This window comes from Enterococcus sp. DIV0176 (genome assembly GCF_050528535.1).
GTDB lineage: Bacteria > Bacillota > Bacilli > Lactobacillales > Enterococcaceae > Enterococcus_B > Enterococcus_B thailandicus.
The window spans coordinates 2,517,002-2,534,581 of the sequence record NZ_CP172879.1; the positions used below are offsets into that span (position 1 = coordinate 2,517,002).

A 17,580-nucleotide genomic window follows, 5' to 3' on the forward strand; every position below is an offset into this window, starting at 1 on the left:
TTTCTTTCAACACATTTTATGCTCGATTTTTTCGTTTTAACCCAATTGATAGTCGTTTCACTATATTAACGATTAAGAATAATGCAATAAAGACTAACGTGATTGTTGCTCCCGGCGGTGTGTCCAAGTAAAAGGAACTACCTAATCCAGAAAGCATCCCGACAAAGCCAACAAAAATACTAATTGCAATCACGACGTTGAAGCTCCGACCTAAGCGCATGCCGATTGCTGCTGGTAACACCATGATTGCAGAAATCAACAATGCCCCTGCAATTGGAATCATTACCGCAATCGCAACACCTGTGATCACGTTAAACATCATCGACATCGCATGGATAGGCAATCCGTCAACATGCGCCACATCTTCATCGAAAGTTAGGACATACATTGGACGTTTGAATAAAACAAATAAGATACCAATGACTACAAATAAAATACCTAAAAAAATGACTTGATCCCACGTGATGGTCACAATTGATCCAAATAAATAAGATTGAATGCTCGTTGCAGAATTCCCACCACTCAAATTCATCAAGACTAACGCTAACGCTAGTCCTCCGGCCATTAAAATTGCAATCGAAATCTCAGAGTACGTTCGATAAATCGTACGTAGATATTCTAAAACGATTGCTGCTAAGACCACAACAATCATTGTGGTAACTGTTGGGTTCAAATTGAGAAAGAACCCCAACGCCACACCTGCTAACGAAACATGAGAAAGTGTATCAGCCATCAACGACTGTCTTCTAATTACTAAGAAAACGCCCAGCATTGGGGCAATTCCCGCAATAAAAATCGCAGCAAGAAATGCTCTTCTCATGAATTCATATGAAAGCAACGCCATTGAGAATCCTCCTTCCTTACCAAACGAATTTGTCGATCTGCATACTGCTTGATGTCCTCATGATCGTGAGTAATCATCAAAACTGATTTTCCATGCACATGCGCACTATGTCGCAACAAACGATAAAATTCATTTCTAGATTCTTCATCCATCCCTGTCGTTGGTTCATCTAAAATAAATAAATCTGGATCAGTTGCAAACAAACGTGCCAAACTAATTCGTTGTTTTTGTCCACCTGACAGCTCACCAATTCGACGATGCCGCATATCCCACATCCCAACAGACTCCAAGGCAAGCTTCACGTATTCGTGATCCTTTTTAGTCAGACGTTTGAACCACTTACCTCTAGGAAACCGTCCTGAACGAACTAATTCAATTACTGTGCTTGGAAATCCCGCGTTAAATGATGCTACTTGTTGGGGAATGTAGCCAATCTTCAATTTTTTTCCTTCTTGATTTTCCGTAGCAATCGTGACAGTTCCTTTAGTGGGCTTTAACAATCCCAAAGTTGCTTTAATCAACGTTGACTTTGCTGCTCCATTTTCTCCAGTTAAAATGACAAACTCCCCAGCATCAACATGATAAGATACATCTTCTAATACTGGTTCTTCTTCATAATAAAAGGTCAAATCAGATACTTCGATATAATGCATCACAAGACCTCCTTCTAAACTTACTCGATAACTTACTTAATGCTTTCTTTCAATGCCGCTAAATTTTCTTCCATTACAGAAACATAATTCTCACCAGCAGCCATTTGTTTTTCCGTTAAGCTTTCCAGTGGATTTAGCACTTCAAGCTTCACGCCTGTTTCAGCAGCTAGCGTCTCAGCCACTTTCGAAGAAGCATTTTCTTCAAAATAAATGACTTTTGTCTGATTTTCCTCAACAAATGATTTCAGTTCTGCCAAGCGACTTGGTGTCGGCTCTTGATCTGGTGAAATACCTGAAATTGATTTTTGCGTTAAGTTATATTGATTAGCTAAATAAGCAAATGCAGCATGTTGCGTAACAAATGTCCGATTTTTTGCATCTTTTAATTCTGTTGCGTATTTTTGATTTAACTCTTCTAACTTTTTGATATAAGCTTCCGCGTTTTTATCAAATGTCGCTTTCTTTTCAGGATATTTATCTCCCAATTCTTTCGCAATGGTTTGAACTTCTTGAATTGCTAATACTGGATCTAACCATACATGAGGATCATATTCGTGATCATGTCCGTCATGGCTCTCTTCATGCTCATCTTCAGCTTCGTGATCATGGTCTTCCGTTCCTTCTAAGCGTTCAATTCCCTTAGCTGCCTCAATCATCAATTTTTTTTCTTGATCAACTGATTTCTTTATTGAATCAACAAAAATTTCCATGTCTGAACTATTATACACGAAAACATCTGCATCTGAAATTTTTGCCATCTCTTTTGCACTTGGTTCAAAATCATGGGGTTCTGTTCCTGCAGGTATCAGTAACTCAACTTTGCCTTCGTCACCAACAACTTCCTTCGTAAAATCATACATTGGATAAAAAGAAGTAATAATGGTTAATTCGTCTGTCTTTGACTCACTTTTCTTTTCAGTTTGTCCACAAGCAGCAAATAACAACATTCCTGCAACAGCTATCATTGCCCATACATATTTTTTAATCATTGTTTACCCCTTTCTAAAATAGCAAATCGGAATTTTACGATTTGCCAACGTGGACTAATGTATCAAAATAAAAAATCGCAGTCAATAGAATTCGGAAAATTTCTGATTTACAACGCATATTTAGAAGTAAACCGTAAAACACTTGAATACTTTTTCATAGAATAGGCTTTCTTTTCAGCAACTAGACCATCATTCTATTCTCAGATAAAATGGCGCAAACTTTACGAAAGGGGTGATCCCATGAATTGTTACAATTGGATAAAGGTCATGCTTCCACCATTTCCCTGGAATAAAAAAAAGCACATAAGTTTAGCCGCAAAAGAAAACTAAACTTATATGCTTTTTAATTGCTTCTCAGTTATTAAATCGACTACAAAAATCTTTTCCGAAATTCACTTAAGCTTTAACGCAATGTGCGTACAAGATAAACTTCATCACAAAACCCTTTTAATCCATTATATACTCGTTGTGCTCTCGAATAGTGTTGGCACAAACCAAAAACTGTTGGTCCACTACCGCTCATCAAAGCCACATCCGCTCCATATTTAATCATTCGTTCTTTGATCTGATGAATTACAGGATGCCTTTTCCCAGTCACATCTTCTAAACTGTTTCCCATTTTTTGAATCATTTGTTGATAGTCTTGTTGCTGGATTGCTTCCACCAATCCAGCGACGTCCTGATGCTGAATGGCTTGCGTGTCAAGATCTCTAAACACTGTTCGTGTAGAAACACTCATTCTTGGTTTGACTAGAATAACCCAACACTGTGGCATAGATGGAATAAGTTTTACTTCCTCACCCTTACCACCAATAAATGCCGTATTCCCATATACACAGTAAGGAACATCTGTACCAACTTCTAAGCCGATTGCTGCTAATTCTTCTAAGGAACAGCCCAAATCCCATAATTGATTGATTCCGCGCAAGGCTGCGGCACAATCAGTACTGCCTCCACCCAGGCCAGCAGCCACTGGGATATTTTTTTGAACAACGATTTTAACGCCTTTTTTGATATTAAATTTATTTTTCAGTAATAAGGCTGCTTGATAGACATTATTTCGTTGATCTACAGGCAAGAAAGCTTTATTTGTTTCCACCACAATTTGATCTTCAGGTAATTCTTCAAAAATCAAATGATCTGCTAAGTCCACACTCGACATAACCATCTCAAGTTCATGGTACCCATCTGGTCGTTTATATAATACATCCAATCCTAAATTTATTTTGGCTGGTGCTTTTTCAATTAGTTCCATACCTCTCACCCATTCGAAAAGTCTAAGTCGAAAGTATTCTATCATAGGGGAAAATAAAAGTATAGCTAACTTCCGCCTTAAATTCCTATTTCAACTGAAGCAAAAAGAAAAAAAGAGGATAAGATGTTATTCATTCTTATCCTCTCAATCTTTCAAATCGATTTTTATTCTCATTACCTATTTATAGTTCAGTCAAAACTTCTTGAGCTAAGCTTGGATTTTTCCCTTTCCCGCGACCAATCAGAATAAATAATTGAATAGTTGCGAATACAAAATTGCTACCTTTCATATAAGCAAAGTAACGTCCTTCCCAACGACTGACATACCTTGATTTTCTTTCATAAGTCGTTTGGAAAGCATAGAAAAAGTTTCCATAATTATAAACGATGTTCATCATTTTTTCTTGAATAAATGAAAAATCTGTTTCTCCAACGTTCGCCAAAGGTGCTAGACCAAGATTTGCTTCCAAGTAACCTTGTTTTTGATACACAACAAACAAATTTGCTAACAGGTAGTCACTCAATGCGACAGGTTCTCCCGGCAACACTCGCAACAAATCATATCCTGCTTGTGTTTGTGTCATCGGTTGTGCCGTCACAAAACCAACTACTTGTTGGTCTTTTCGAACAACACCCACGCCACTGGTCTTCACGTACTCTTTGTCAAATCGGCCAACAGAAAAATGTTTCTCTGTTTCGCCGTTCAACCAAGCATGTGACACCTCTCCCAGTGTTGCAAGCAGTTCCTCAGGAATTTCATCATACCAAGTAAAATGATAACCTTCATTTGTTAATCGTTGATATTCTAATTGTTGATTCAGCCAAGGAACATCTGCAATCGTTAAGTCAGCAATCCCTGCTTCCCCTACTTTAACAAAACGAAACCCAACTTCATGCAGCATCACAACATATTTTTCTGACACCTTATAAAAAGCCAGCTGATAACCTAAACAATCAGCTTTTTTCAGAAAGCTTTTGGTTGCCGTTCGCCACATAGCTGGATTACCAATTGGATCTCCAAGCACAAAGCATTTATTTCCCTTCACCTGATAGCCAAAAACTACTTGATCTTTGCTACCTTCTTGATAATAAAAATATTTATATCCCGACAATTGCAAATAATGACTAGAAGCTGTTCCACCATATTGATCAATCAGCTGATCCAATCGCTCTGCCTCTAGCTCCGTTCCAAGCTCCTCCGTTGCCGTAGATAAATACTGATATAACGCCACCAGCGCTAACAACGAAATACCTAAACCAACCAGTCCAGAAAACCAGACCTCATCTGAAGGAAACAGAATAAAATTGTTCGCAGTCATTCGTCCTACCCAAAATTGACCACTATGATAACCTGCAATTGCATAAACAACAAACAAGAACCCGAATAAGCAAGCATCAAAAGCGATTGCTCCCCAAGAATAGACAAATTTTTTGCGATAAAACTCCTTGCGTGCCAGCCAAACTGCTAACAAAATAAGGACATAAACTAAAATCAATTCCCACGACAACGTTCGAGTAATCGTATTTAAAATACCAAAAATCAACAAGGTGATTGTTGGCAAATACGCTTTTTTCACCTTCATCGCTAAACCACGAGCCAAGCCTAACAGTAAAAATCCGACAAGTAGGTTGAGTGTCTGATCTAAGAAATTAAATGAAAAAGGCAACAAAATTTGAAATAGGCGACTAATCGCAGATAAATTTGTAATTGTTGATAGTAAAACCATCATGATACCCGCAAAATAAACAGCACTAACTAAAATAATATGTGCCACTTTTTGGAAAAACAACCGTGGGATATTATCAAGAAACCTGTTCACTTTCACACCAGTATGCGTGATAAACAAAAGAATACCTGTTAAAAATGGCACTACATAATAAAATAGGCGATAATACAATAACCAAACAACTGCTACATCTTGACGAACAGCTAACTGACTCATACCAAGAATCATCAACACGTCAAACGTTCCCATACCACCCGGAACCATCGTTAACATACCTATCAGCGTTGCCACAATAAACATGGGATAAATCGAATGAAGGGATACGTTGATTCCCATCAGCTTACCGATTAATAGAAATACGGTTAGCGCACCTGTCCACTGACCAAACGAGGCAAAAAATAAACCCACCAAGCCTTTTGGATAAAATTCTGAAAACAGGGTCCTTCTTTTAAGATACGCAAAAAAGAAAATGACCGGTGCAACAAAACTTCCACCTAGTAACCAAATCCAATAACTTCGAAAAATACTCTCTGTTTGAATGAAAAAGACATCCACAAAAGTGAACAGCGACCATACAGATAAACCTGTTATCATAAAGACTGCTACTTTTGAAACAGTTGCCAGTACCTTTTTTCGATCCGCCTGCTTACCATAAAAATTAGCGCGCAAGCTTGCACCCACGACACCACCAAATCCTGCCAAATTGTTGATTGTATTCGTAATCCAAGCCGCTAGAAAAAATTCTTGCCTTGGCATCTTAGGCTTTCCTTGCTTTTCCAATACTCTAAGTGTCACCCAATCATATAAAAGCATTGGTAACACACCCAGTAATCCAAGCAACGTCATTAAAACAATTGTTAGGTGATTCTGCTTATCCATTGTTTCCAAAATATCTTGCCAACTCATACCATTTGCGATATTAGCAACCTGATTCGCGACAAAGACTAATACTGAACCAAAAAAAATCAATTTTAAAATCAGACTATGACTTTTCATCCATTGAAGAATCAATTGTATTTTATTTTTCACATTTTTACCTTCCAAACTCATGTACTTTCATTTCATAACACTAATGTTAGCTTATTTAATTATAATTTTCCACTTTTGCTTAGCACGTTGCTTGCGATTCCTAACAAACAAAGATATTCTAAAATCAAAAGGGAGGAAATAAAATGAACATTGGATTTATTGGAACAGGAAATATGGCACAAGCAATTATTCGTGGGCTACTTGAAAAAGAAACTTTTTCAAAAGATGAAATTTTTGTTTCGAGTGGCCATTTTGAAAACGCACAAGCCTTTGCCAAGCAAACAGGAGTCACTGCTTGTCAAACAAACCAAGAAGTCGCTGAGCAAGTAGACATTCTTCTACTCGCAGTAAAACCTAAAATTATTTCAACCGTACTTCATGAACTACAAGACTATAGTCAAAAAATTCTTTTTATTTCTATTGCATCTGGCACAACTTTAAATGATCTTGAAACAGCCTTAAATAGCTCGCAAGCTGCGATAATCCGCGTCATGCCAAATGTCAATGTCAGCGTTGGTGCCGGAGTTTCTGCCATTTGCAAAAATTCTGTTGCTACCGAAGAACAATTCGCACACGCAACACGGATCTTTGAAGCAATCGGGAGCGTCTATCCTTTAGCCGAAGCAGATTTTAGTGCTTTTATTGGCTTGGCTGGAAGTTCTCCTGCGTTTGTTTACATGCTCATTGACGCTATGGGAAGAGCCGGGGTGTTCAATGGCTTACCCAAAAAATTAGCCACTGAAATCTCTGCCAAAGCAATTTTAGGTTCGTGCGAAAAATTCCTTGAGAGCAATGAAAATCCTTGGGAATTAGTTGACCAAGTTTCCTCTCCAGGAGGAACAACAGTTGCCGGGGTCGTTGCACTTGAAGAAGCTGGGTTTATTCCAGCAATCATCAAGGGAATCAATACTACCATTGAAAAAGATCAAGAAATGCTTGCACAAAAAAATCAACAATAATAAAAAAACGACCAATGACTAAAATAGTCATTGGTCATTTTTTTATTTAGCGTAATCTGTTGCTCGTGTTTCGCGAATAACAGTTACTTTAATGTGTCCAGGATAATCTAATTCTTCTTCAATTCGCTTACGAATATCTCTAACCAAACGAACTGCTTCTAAGTCAGAAATTTCTTCAGGTTTTACCATTACACGTACTTCACGTCCTGCTTGTACAGCAAAACTTGAATCTACGCCGGCAAAACTATTAGAAATATTTTCTAAGTTTTGAAGACGACGAATATAGTTTTCTAAAGATTCGCTTCGTGCACCAGGTCGAGCGGCTGATAAAGCATCGGCTGCAGCAACAAGTACTGAAATAACCGATGTCGCTTCCACATCACCATGGTGAGAAGCAATCGCATTGATAACCACTGGATTTTCTTTGTATTTGGCAGCTAATTCTGCACCAATCTCAACATGAGAACCTTCAATTTCATGGTCAAGTGCTTTCCCAATATCATGTAGCAAGCCTGCTCGTTTAGCTAATTGGATATCTTCGCCTAATTCTGCAGCTAAAATTCCAGATAGTTTAGCAACTTCCACTGAATGTTTCAACACATTTTGACCATAACTTGTTCTAAAGCGTAATCGTCCCAAAATCTTAATTAAATCTGGATGGAGTGTATGCGCACCAACTTCAAACGCAGCCTCTTCTCCATATTCGCGAATACGTTCATCCATTTCTTTACGTGATTTTTCAACCATTTCTTCAATACGAGCTGGATGGATACGCCCATCTTGAATTAATTTTTCCAACGTCATTCTTGCGATTTCTCTCCGAATTGGATCAAAACCAGAAAGAACAACTGCTTCAGGAGTGTCATCGATAATCAAATCAATTCCTGTTAGTGTTTCTAATGTGCGAATGTTACGACCTTCTCTACCAATAATGCGACCTTTCATCTCATCATTTGGCAAAGTAACAACTGATACTGTGGTTTCAGAAACTTGATCTGCCGCACAACGTTGAATAGCTAATGAAAGCAAGTTCTTCGCTTTACGATCAGCCTCTTCTTTTGCACGCTGTTCAGATTCTTTCACCATAACAGTTAACTCATGATTCAACTCTTCCTCGGTTGACTTCATGATAACATCCTTTGCATCTTCTTTAGATAAACCAGCAATTTTCTCTAACTCTTTTTGTTGATCTTCAATCAATCTTTCAACGTCTTGTTCTCGCTCTTCAATTAATTGCTGTTTTGAACTAAGTATTTCTTCTTTGCTTTCAAGTGAGTTCTCACGTTTTTCCAATGAGTCATCTTTACGATTCAATGTTTGTTCACGTTGAATCAATCGATTTTCTTGAGATTTTAATTCTAACTTGCTTTCTCTCAGCTCACTTTCAACTTCAGAACGATATTTCTGATTTTCTTCCTTAGCTTCCAACAATGCTTCTTTTTTTAGAGTCTCTGCTTCTTTCTTTGCACTGTCGATAATACCCACAGCTGATGTTTTTGCACCAGCTATCTCTTTTTCGTGACGTGACTTCGCAACGACCAACCCTAAACCAAGACCGACAATTAAACCGATGATAGCGAGGAGAATGTTGAATACCATAAAATCCACCTCCATACTATCTTTTTCATTTTATCAATCACGTAGTTTTTCTGATAAACTATTTTAATCTTATCAATATGCCTACTTGCATATGTGCACAAAAAGTACACAAGTTTATTCTAATGTTTGTACCCCTTAGTGTCAACTTTAAATAAACAAAGAAACTGCTTTCTAAATTTATATTAAACGATGGTTTTTTATCATTACCGACAGAAAGAGGTCTTGATAGCACTTGGTTTATTCGCTAGACTTAATCCTTTTTTCTTTTCACAGATAAAAGCCAAGTTTTCGATTATTTCCGTTGAACTAGATAACCGCAACTGTTATATTCGAATGCAAATTGTCCTATAAATATAAATTAGCGATTACAAATGTTCTTTTATTTTTGAGAAAACCTCTTACTCTTGATGAAGACTCTAACTTCTAGTTTCACCCTCGACAAAAAAGGTCGAGACAGTTTGTCCCGACCTTTGAAAGTCAAATTCATTATTCTTCTGTTAAAGGTAATTCTTCCTGTTCAGGTTTTTCCTCTATTTCAATACCTTCACCAATTCCATAAGCTTCGCGAACCAAGCCAGAAATTTCATTCATCATTTCTGGGTGAGTAGACATATAAATTTTTGCATTTTCGCGTCCTTGGCCGATACGATCTTCTTTATATGAATACCAAGCACCACTTTTATCAACGATATCTTTTTCTACCGCCATATCAAGTAGTTCTCCCTCTTGTGAGATTCCTAGTCCATACATTACATCAACTTCTGCTACTTTAAATGGTGGTGCAACTTTGTTTTTAACTACCTTAATTTTCGTACGGTTTCCGACAATATCTGTCCCTTGTTTCAATTGTTCTGCACGACGTACTTCTAAACGAATCGTTGCATAGAACTTCAATGCACGTCCCCCAGGTGTTACTTCTGGGTTACCAAACATTACGCCTACTTTTTCACGAATTTGGTTGATAAAAATCGCAATTGTTTTTGTTTTATTAATTGAACCTGATAATTTACGCAAAGCTTGGGACATCAAACGAGCTTGTAATCCAACGTGAGCGTCACCCATTTCACCATCAATTTCTGCTCGTGGAACTAACGCTGCTACTGAATCGACAACAACGATATCTACTGCACCACTTGAAACCAATGCATCAGCAATCTCTAATCCTTGTTCACCTGTATCTGGTTGTGATAACAACAATTCATCGATATTAACGCCTAATTTTTGGGCATATTGAGGATCCAATGCGTGTTCAGCATCAATAAAGGCTGCTGTCCCACCATTTTTTTGTACTTCGGCAATTGCATGAAGTGCAACCGTTGTTTTACCAGAACTTTCTGGCCCGTAAACTTCGATGATTCTTCCTCGTGGATAACCACCTACTCCCAATGCTACATCTAAAGCAAGTGAACCACTTGGAATTGTTGAGATTTGTTGGTCGATTTTCTCGCCCAATTTCATAATAGAACCTTTACCATAACTTTTTTCAATTTTCTTTAACGCAGCATCTAAGGCCGCTTTACGATCATCTGCCAATACGATAATCCTCCTTATATTCACATTAACAACGTCATTTCAATACAATTATCATAGCGGTTTTAGAATTAAAAAGCAAGAAAAACCGAACAAATATTCGCATTTTATTTTTTTCTTAAAATCCGCTTACGTAACATATTCAGACCTTCCATTACCGAGTTGCGACGAATTACTTCACGTCCGCGCGTAAATTGAAACTTAGTTGCACTTACTTCCTCAGCTGAAGCTACAGCAATCCAAACTGTTCCGACGGCTTGGTTTTCAAGCATACCTGGTCCTGCAACGCCTGTAAACGATACCGCATAGTCCGTTTTCGCTAACTTTCTTGCTTGCTCAGCCATTTTTTCGGCACACTCTTGACTCACAGTTCCATATTTTTCCAGAAATTGCGGATCGATGTTTAAAAAATCGGCTTTTGTTTCTTCTGAGTATGTCACGAATCCTCCAGGAAAAACTTCAGAAACACCGGAAAGTTTTCCTAATGTTGCTTGAAACTCTCCTGCAGTTAAACTTTCAGCAGCAGTTACTGTTTTCCCTCTTTCTTTTAGCAAATCGACCACAACTTTTTCTAACGAATTATCATCTCCATAGCCATAAAAATATTTGCCCACCCGTTCCTGAATTTTTTCTTCCAGTGCAAGCAATGCTTGATTACCGGCATGAATATCATTGGTTTTAACCGTTAAACGTAAGGTAACTTCATTGGGTTTCGCATAGGGTGCAATCGTCGGATTGATTTGTGTTGAGATTAGTTCGGCTAGTTCTGTAACTAATCGTGATTCACCAATGCCATAAAAACGTAAGACGCGTGAAATTAATTTTTCTTTTGAAGGAAATTTTTCGATCAATAATGGACGCACTTGCTCAATGAACATTGGTTTCAGTTCACTTGGTGGCCCAGGGAGTAGGATATACGCATGAGATTCTTCTTGGATAAATGTCCCAACAGCTAGCCCTGTACGATTTGGTAAAACAATACCTCCTTCAATAGTTTGTGACTGTTGTAAATTATTCGCAGTCATTTTACGCTTGGTTGTTTCAAAAAACTCTAATAATTTTTGATAGGCTTCTCTATCTTGAACCAACCCTTTCCCCAAATGGTCAGCGGTTACTTCTTTGGTTAAGTCATCCTCTGTAGGACCTAACCCACCACACAAAATAATTAACTCGCTTCGTGACTCTGCTAAGCCTATCAACTCATCTAGTCTTTGTTTGTTATCCCCAACAACTGTCTGATAGTAAACTTCAATACCAAGATCTGCTAACTGCTCAGCCAAAAAAGTTGCGTTTGTATTGACCACTTGACCAAGAAGTAGCTCTGTTCCTACTGCAATAATCTCTGCTTTCATAAATTTTCCTCTCCCTAATAATTAATACGCTATAACGAAAATATTTTTTTATTTAAAAAAAGCTTGGGACAAAATTGTCACCAAGCTTTTATCGAAATTACATTGAGCCTTTAAACACAGCACTATTTTTGGCAAAGTAATCAACACCAGAATAGATTGTGAATACTAAACATGCATAAAGCATAATTTGATCTAATGGAAGACCAATCAAGTTAAATGGAATGTTATTGATAAGCAACAAAATGATTGCAACCATTTGAGTAGCAGTTTTCACTTTTCCAGGCCATGCAGCTGCCATTACTTCACCATGTTCAACCAATAATAGGCGTAAACCTGTTACAGCTAATTCTCGGCAAACAATAATCGCAACAACCCATGCTGGTGCTTTATCTTGACCAACTAACATAATAAATGCTGTCATAACTAACATTTTGTCTGCTAAAGGATCGGCAAATTTCCCGAAGTTTGTTACTAAACCTTGAGAACGAGCAATTTTCCCGTCAAGCCAGTCCGTAATACTTGCAATTGCAAAAATGATTGCTCCAACTATTTGTGTTACAGCAACAGTTGTTGTTCCCACCGTCAATTGTCCCCAATCCAAAGGTACTCCTACAACAAGGATAAAGATTGGAATCATACAAATTCTTAATACAGTTAATTTATTTGGTAAATTCACACTATTGCACTCCTTTCTTGTTCATTTTACGTGAGTCTCACTAAAGTTTCCACAGAAATAACTTACTTTTTTCACTCACGAAAAAAATTATTCATTTTACTATTGAAAAACTGCAATAAAAATCGAATGGATTTTTATTGCAGTTTTGTTTGAATTATTCTGCGTATTGGATAGCAAGGTTAACGTTTTTGGGACTTAAATTATTTTCTCCAGCATTCACTGGAACATCTTCCCCATTTGCTTTAATTGAAATATTGCTTGCTGCACCAATTGTCACAACTGCATTAGGCACATTAGCAGCAATCTGTGTACTCTGTGATTCACCAGTTGCAAGTGTTCCTTGGTAAACATACGCACCATTAACCATCACACCTACCCACACACGATCTTTCGCTGTGAATTCCAGTGTTAAAGGCTCCGTTGCATCAATAATGTTCACATCAATTGCATTCGTTGTATCTGTACCAGCAGTAATCGTCATCTTCTTTTCTTCAGTCGTGGATTCAACTGTCGAAGATTGTGCTGACGTTGATTCACTTGATTGTGAGGATTGCTTTGTTTCCTCAATTGATCCATCGACTGTCATTGATGAGCTCGCTTCACTAATAATTGGTGCCGCTTGTCGATCTTGCCACGTCATATAACCAACAACAATCACGATTGCAACTGCAACCAATCCTAACAAAACAACAGGCAGACTTGTCCAAAATTTACTTGGTTTAAATTCTTCTTGGTGCATTGCTTTTCGTGAACCACTAACAGTTTCTGGCTCTGGTCTTTTAATTTCTGAGCCATCAGATAATTTTCTTTTTCCATCGAAAACATCCACAAGTTTATCGCCATCTTCTCCAACAGCTTGCGCATACTGACGAATAAATGCACGTACATAAAACTTACCAGGAAGTTGATCGAATTCGTCGTTATCGATTGCTTCAAGGTAACGTTTTTGAATTTTTGTAATTTGTTGTAATTCGTCTAAAGATATTTTTTTATTTAGACGAGCTTGCCGTAATTTTTCCCCAATGGTTTCAAAAGCCACTCGTTCATCTTCTCCAGTCTTTTTATTCTAGCCAACCACCCGTTACTGGTAGTGTAATTCCGGTGACATAGGCCGCTTCTTTTTGTAATAAAAATGTGACAGCAGCAGCAATTTCTTTTGGCTGAGCTAGTCTTCCTAGCGGGATTGCCTCTTTTAATTCCGTTAATTCTGTCTTAGACCAGTCCTGATTCATCGCTGTTGCGACAGCTCCTGGCGCTATGACATTGGCCGTTATTCCTAATGTTGCAACTTCTTTTGCATATGCTTTAACAAATGCTTGTTGGGCACCTTTAACAGCACTGTAAACTGTTTCCATACTGCTTCCTTGCATCCCGTAAACAGAACCAATAAACACAATTCTGCCATAATCAGACCGAGCAAGTTTTGTTTCTAGCCTTTGCAAAAGCAATAGCGGAGATTTCACATGAATTTGCCAAAGCTGGTCCATGTCTAATTCCGTATACTCCTTAAACAAAGCATATTTCGTAAATCCTGATGCAAAAATGACACTGTCAACTTGAAATAATCCTTGTGTAAATTTCGGTATTTCTTCCATGCTTAACATGTCTAAGGATACCATAAAAAAATCTTGCAGCGGATAACATTTTTGCAAGTCTAAAACGAAATTTAATACTTTTTTTTCATTGCGATGATAGTGACAATACAATGACCAGCCCTCTTGCGCCAACTGACGACAAATCGCTTCACCAATATCCCCACTAGCTCCCATAACTAACGCCGTTGGCATCTCACTCACCCTGTGGTTCCATATAAAACTCACTAAACGTCTCTGCCACTAAAAATGCCGAACCAACAGCTAATACATCAGCTAATTGGATTGATTCGATCACTTCTGGCAAATCAAATAAAGTATATGCACCATAAAGACTTTGGGTAAATTGGTTAGCAATATACTCAATGGAGTTAAGTGATTGGAAGTATTTCCCTAACATTTTTTTCTTCAATAATTCAAGATTTTTTTCATTTACTTCTGGATCTTTCTCAAAACCAAGAATGATTTTCCGTACTTGCTGCGCAGCAAGTTTTGGTTCATCCGTATCACCACTAAAATCAGCAAAATGAAATTCACGATCTAAACTAAATTCAAAACCAAAACTGTCATCAATGATTCCTTCATTGTAAAGTTTCAAATAGTTTTGGGAAGTATTTCCTAGCAGTAATTGGAATAAGAGATTCAATGCTGTTTTATAGCGCATCAATTGATAGCCATCTGCTGGCAACTCGTCAACACCTTTAATTCCCAATACGAATTTTTTACGTGTCACAGCTGCTCTCAGACGACTTTCCTCGATAATTTCATCATTATTTTCAGGGAAGTATCGCTTGATTTCTTGTGCTGGTGGAAATTCTTTACTCATTTGATTTTCTTTAATAACTTCCATTAGTTTCTCTGGATCTAAATTTCCAACTAAAAACAAAACCATATTACTTGGCTGATAAAACGTGTGATAACAAGTATACAGATCATCGGCAGTAATTTTGTCGATGCTATCAACCGTCCCTGCAATATCAATGTGTAAAGGATGGTTTGGATATAAGTTATTCAAAATACCAAAAAATAGACGCCAGTTAGGATCATCTTCATACATTTGAATTTCTTGTCCAATGATTCCTTTTTCTTTGTTGACTGTTTCCTCAGTAAAATAGGGTGCTTGTACAAAGTCCAATAGTGTCAATAAATTTTTTTCCACTTGATCCGTCGTTGAAAACAAATAACTTGTTTTGGTAAAACTAGTAAATGCATTTGCAGACGCACCTTGTTGTCCAAACAATTGGAAAACATCTCCGTCTTCTTTTTCAAATAATTTGTGTTCTAAGAAATGGGCAATTCCATCAGGTACCTTTATCTTTTCAGTTGCTCCATAAGGAATAAATTCATTATCGATTGAGCCATAATTAGTGCTAAATAAGCCATAAGTTTTGTGGTACTCATTTTTTGGCAACAAGTAAACGGTCAATCCATTTGGTAGCACTTCATGATAAAGCGTTTCATTAATTTGTGAATACTCGGTTTTATTCATTCATGCTTCCTCCATCTAAAAAGAAAATTGCTTGAAGCTCTACTTGATCTGCAATTTTTTGAACATCTTTGATTGTGATACTTTCCAGTCGAGCTAGCCACTCGTCATCTGTTAATTTGGTTTCTGGTAGCCAGTTATCTAAATAAGTCGATTCAATCGCTGCTTGAGGTGCATCAAGTGATAGCAAGTATTGATTTTTCAACATTGCTTTTGTTTGAGCTAAATCAAGGTCAGTGATTTCTCCATTTCGTAAACTTTCTAATTGTTTATGAATCAAATGTAAAACTTTTTCGCGATTTTTCCCATCAATGCCTGTTTGAACAGTCATAAATCCACGGAACGTGTCCACACTGCTAGAAGCATAGTAAGCCAAGCTTTCTTTTTCGCGCACATTCATAAATAATTTTGAATGCGGAAATCCACCAAACAAACCATTGAACACCATTAATGAAAAACGCTCAGGTTGGTTGTAATAAACATTGGTTTGATAAGCTAAGTTTAACTTGGCTTGTACAACAGATTCATGCATTTGGCGTTCTTTGATTACATTTGATTGTGGTTGCGCATAAAAAATTTCTGGGTGTACAAATTCGCGGTCAGTAAATGGTAATGTTTGAATTGCTTCAGTAACTTCCGTCTCATTCACATCTCCAATTACAAAAATGTCGACTTGATCTTCCGCTAAGACTTTCTGGTAATACGCAGCAAGTGACTCTGCTGTAATTTCTTTTAAGTCTTTTACTGTTCCAAAACTAGGGATTCTTTGAGCATCTGTTTGCTCAAAGTAAAGACGTTGTAGTGCTAATGAAGCTAAGGTTTGCTTATCTTCGTCCAAACTTTCTAAATAAGTTTTCAGATTATTTTTTTCTAAATCAAACGTTTGATTATCGAACTGCCCCGCCACAATATTTGGTGCAAAGATAACCTCTTTCAAAAAGTCAACAACTTGAAGCAGAATCTTTGAGTCATTTACATAATCACCATTAACAAAACTGATGCCTGCGTTCAGCCAATGCAAATTTCCTTTTTTGCTTACATTCCAGCCAAAACTTGCACCATATAATTCAGCTAATTTCGCGCTAAGCTGTGTTTGATCTGGATAGTTTAAGCTATTTGTTTCTAACAAACTGCTCAGTAATGACCGTTGCGTAATGACTGCTCGATCAAGACGTGTTGTAAATCGAATAAAGATTCGAATCGTTTTATATTTTTTTGTTTGCAGGACATGTAAATTCACGCCCTCCGCCAATTTATTCGTCATAAGTCGTTGTGCTCCTTTTATCGTTACAGTTGTTTCTAGTATAGCATAGAAGGTTAATATTCAAGCATTTCGCGAACAAAAGCGTTTATTGTTTTTATATTTTTTTATTCTTAGATATACTAAGGGTAAGGAAAAAGAAAGTAGGGGTTTTATGATTAAAGAATTTAAAGAGTTTATTATGCGTGGCGACGTGCTCGACCTAGCTGTTGGGGTTGTTATTGGGAGTGCATTCACGGGAATCGTTAATCAAATCGTAGAAGGATTGATTACACCATTAATTGGTTGGATAGTTGCTCTTGTCACTGGTACTTCTGATTTGGACGGAGCATTGTCTGTATTAGATGTCACACCTGTCAAAGGCGTAACTTTTTCATTTGGTAATGTTGTTAGTGCTATTATTACATTTTTAATTACAGGTTTTGTTTTGTTCTTAGTGGTCAAAGCAGCCAACAGTGCAAAAGATTTACGTAAAACAGAAGAAGAGGTTCTTGATGAGCCAACTGCTGAACAATACTTAAGTGACATTCGTGATTTACTGGCACAACAAGTAGCTGAAGATAATGGTCGTTCAACACTTCAAGCAAAAGTAGAAGACGAATCAACCACAAAATAAAAAAACTTGAAAC

At 37.4% G+C, this 17,580-nt stretch carries 15 protein-coding genes; 2 read left to right on the forward strand and 13 right to left on the reverse strand.

Features of this window, described 5'->3' with window-relative positions:
- Nucleotides 1-16 precede the first annotated feature (16 nt).
- From IGJ66_RS11690 to mprF, 5 genes are all read right to left on the reverse strand, one after another.
- Entirely contained in the window at nucleotides 17-844 is an 828-nt protein-coding gene (locus IGJ66_RS11690) for a metal ABC transporter permease (protein WP_067484652.1), read from the reverse strand.
- Nucleotides 817-1,497, reverse strand: coding sequence for a metal ABC transporter ATP-binding protein (locus tag IGJ66_RS11695; RefSeq protein WP_067484650.1), 681 nt, complete (start codon nucleotides 1,495-1,497; stop codon nucleotides 817-819). Before IGJ66_RS11695 ends, IGJ66_RS11690 begins: the two co-directional genes overlap by 28 nt.
- A gap of 32 nt (nucleotides 1,498-1,529) precedes the next feature.
- On the reverse strand, nucleotides 1,530-2,486 hold the full coding sequence (locus IGJ66_RS11700; protein WP_430616642.1) for a metal ABC transporter substrate-binding protein: 957 nt from the start codon (nucleotides 2,484-2,486) through the stop codon (nucleotides 1,530-1,532).
- A 403-nt stretch (nucleotides 2,487-2,889) separates the two neighbouring features.
- The gene (ispE, locus tag IGJ66_RS11705; RefSeq protein WP_067484646.1) at nucleotides 2,890-3,741 is read right to left on the reverse strand and encodes a 4-(cytidine 5'-diphospho)-2-C-methyl-D-erythritol kinase; all 852 of its coding nucleotides are present in this window, start codon (nucleotides 3,739-3,741) and stop codon (nucleotides 2,890-2,892) included.
- 181 nt (nucleotides 3,742-3,922) lie between these two features.
- The gene (mprF, locus tag IGJ66_RS11710; protein WP_430616643.1) at nucleotides 3,923-6,496 is read right to left on the reverse strand and encodes a bifunctional lysylphosphatidylglycerol flippase/synthetase MprF; all 2,574 of its coding nucleotides are present in this window, start codon (nucleotides 6,494-6,496) and stop codon (nucleotides 3,923-3,925) included.
- Between the two features lie 143 nt (nucleotides 6,497-6,639).
- On the opposite strand from mprF, the gene proC reads away from it, so the two are divergent.
- A complete protein-coding gene (gene proC, locus IGJ66_RS11715) occupies nucleotides 6,640-7,455 on the forward strand; it encodes a pyrroline-5-carboxylate reductase (protein WP_067484643.1) in 816 nt (271 codons plus the stop codon).
- A 42-nt stretch (nucleotides 7,456-7,497) separates the two neighbouring features.
- Here proC and rny read toward each other — a convergent pair whose 3' ends face one another.
- The 8 genes from rny to yfmF all read right to left on the reverse strand — a co-directional run bounded on the left by rny (nucleotide 7,498) and on the right by yfmF (nucleotide 16,954).
- On the reverse strand, nucleotides 7,498-9,054 hold the full coding sequence (gene rny, locus IGJ66_RS11720) for a ribonuclease Y (protein WP_430616644.1): 1,557 nt from the start codon (nucleotides 9,052-9,054) through the stop codon (nucleotides 7,498-7,500).
- A 486-nt stretch (nucleotides 9,055-9,540) separates the two neighbouring features.
- Entirely contained in the window at nucleotides 9,541-10,587 is a 1,047-nt protein-coding gene (gene recA, locus IGJ66_RS11725; protein WP_430616645.1) for a recombinase RecA, read from the reverse strand.
- 104 nt (nucleotides 10,588-10,691) lie between these two features.
- Nucleotides 10,692-11,936, reverse strand: coding sequence for a competence/damage-inducible protein A (locus IGJ66_RS11730; RefSeq protein WP_430616646.1), 1,245 nt, complete (start codon nucleotides 11,934-11,936; stop codon nucleotides 10,692-10,694).
- Between the two features lie 97 nt (nucleotides 11,937-12,033).
- Complete coding sequence (pgsA, locus tag IGJ66_RS11735; protein WP_067484631.1) at nucleotides 12,034-12,612, reverse strand: CDP-diacylglycerol--glycerol-3-phosphate 3-phosphatidyltransferase; 579 nt, start codon at nucleotides 12,610-12,612, stop codon at nucleotides 12,034-12,036.
- A gap of 154 nt (nucleotides 12,613-12,766) precedes the next feature.
- Entirely contained in the window at nucleotides 12,767-13,651 is an 885-nt protein-coding gene (locus IGJ66_RS11740) for a helix-turn-helix domain-containing protein (protein WP_071869015.1), read from the reverse strand.
- A 22-nt stretch (nucleotides 13,652-13,673) separates the two neighbouring features.
- On the reverse strand, nucleotides 13,674-14,399 hold the full coding sequence (gene ymfI / locus IGJ66_RS11745) for an elongation factor P 5-aminopentanone reductase (protein WP_071869014.1): 726 nt from the start codon (nucleotides 14,397-14,399) through the stop codon (nucleotides 13,674-13,676).
- A gap of 1 nt (nucleotide 14,400) precedes the next feature.
- The gene (gene yfmH, locus IGJ66_RS11750) at nucleotides 14,401-15,693 is read right to left on the reverse strand and encodes an EF-P 5-aminopentanol modification-associated protein YfmH (RefSeq protein ID WP_067484618.1); all 1,293 of its coding nucleotides are present in this window, start codon (nucleotides 15,691-15,693) and stop codon (nucleotides 14,401-14,403) included.
- Nucleotides 15,686-16,954, reverse strand: coding sequence for an EF-P 5-aminopentanol modification-associated protein YfmF (yfmF, locus tag IGJ66_RS11755; protein WP_285603250.1), 1,269 nt, complete (start codon nucleotides 16,952-16,954; stop codon nucleotides 15,686-15,688). The genes yfmH and yfmF overlap by 8 nt, the downstream gene beginning before the upstream one ends.
- A 151-nt stretch (nucleotides 16,955-17,105) precedes the next feature.
- Here yfmF and mscL point away from each other — a divergent pair, with 151 nt between their 5' ends.
- A complete protein-coding gene (gene mscL / locus IGJ66_RS11760) occupies nucleotides 17,106-17,567 on the forward strand; it encodes a large conductance mechanosensitive channel protein MscL (RefSeq protein ID WP_067484613.1) in 462 nt (153 codons plus the stop codon).
- Nucleotides 17,568-17,580: the final 13 nt, after the last annotated feature.

Coding starts and splice junctions, on each gene's coding strand:
- IGJ66_RS11695 (WP_067484650.1), bottom strand. CDS start 1,497: ATGCATTATATCGAAGTATCTGATTTGACCTTTTATTATGAAGAAGAA.
- ispE (WP_067484646.1), bottom strand. CDS start 3,741: ATGGAACTAATTGAAAAAGCACCAGCCAAAATAAATTTAGGATTGGAT.
- yfmH (WP_067484618.1), bottom strand. CDS start 15,693: ATGAATAAAACCGAGTATTCACAAATTAATGAAACGCTTTATCATGAA.
- IGJ66_RS11690 (WP_067484652.1), bottom strand. CDS start 844: ATGGCGTTGCTTTCATATGAATTCATGAGAAGAGCATTTCTTGCTGCG.
- rny (WP_430616644.1), bottom strand. CDS start 9,054: ATGGTATTCAACATTCTCCTCGCTATCATCGGTTTAATTGTCGGTCTT.
- yfmF (WP_285603250.1), bottom strand. CDS start 16,954: ATGACGAATAAATTGGCGGAGGGCGTGAATTTACATGTCCTGCAAACA.
- mscL (WP_067484613.1), top strand. CDS start 17,106: ATGATTAAAGAATTTAAAGAGTTTATTATGCGTGGCGACGTGCTCGAC.
- proC (WP_067484643.1), top strand. CDS start 6,640: ATGAACATTGGATTTATTGGAACAGGAAATATGGCACAAGCAATTATT.
- ymfI (WP_071869014.1), bottom strand. CDS start 14,399: ATGCCAACGGCGTTAGTTATGGGAGCTAGTGGGGATATTGGTGAAGCG.
- IGJ66_RS11730 (WP_430616646.1), bottom strand. CDS start 11,936: ATGAAAGCAGAGATTATTGCAGTAGGAACAGAGCTACTTCTTGGTCAA.
- IGJ66_RS11700 (WP_430616642.1), bottom strand. CDS start 2,486: ATGATTAAAAAATATGTATGGGCAATGATAGCTGTTGCAGGAATGTTG.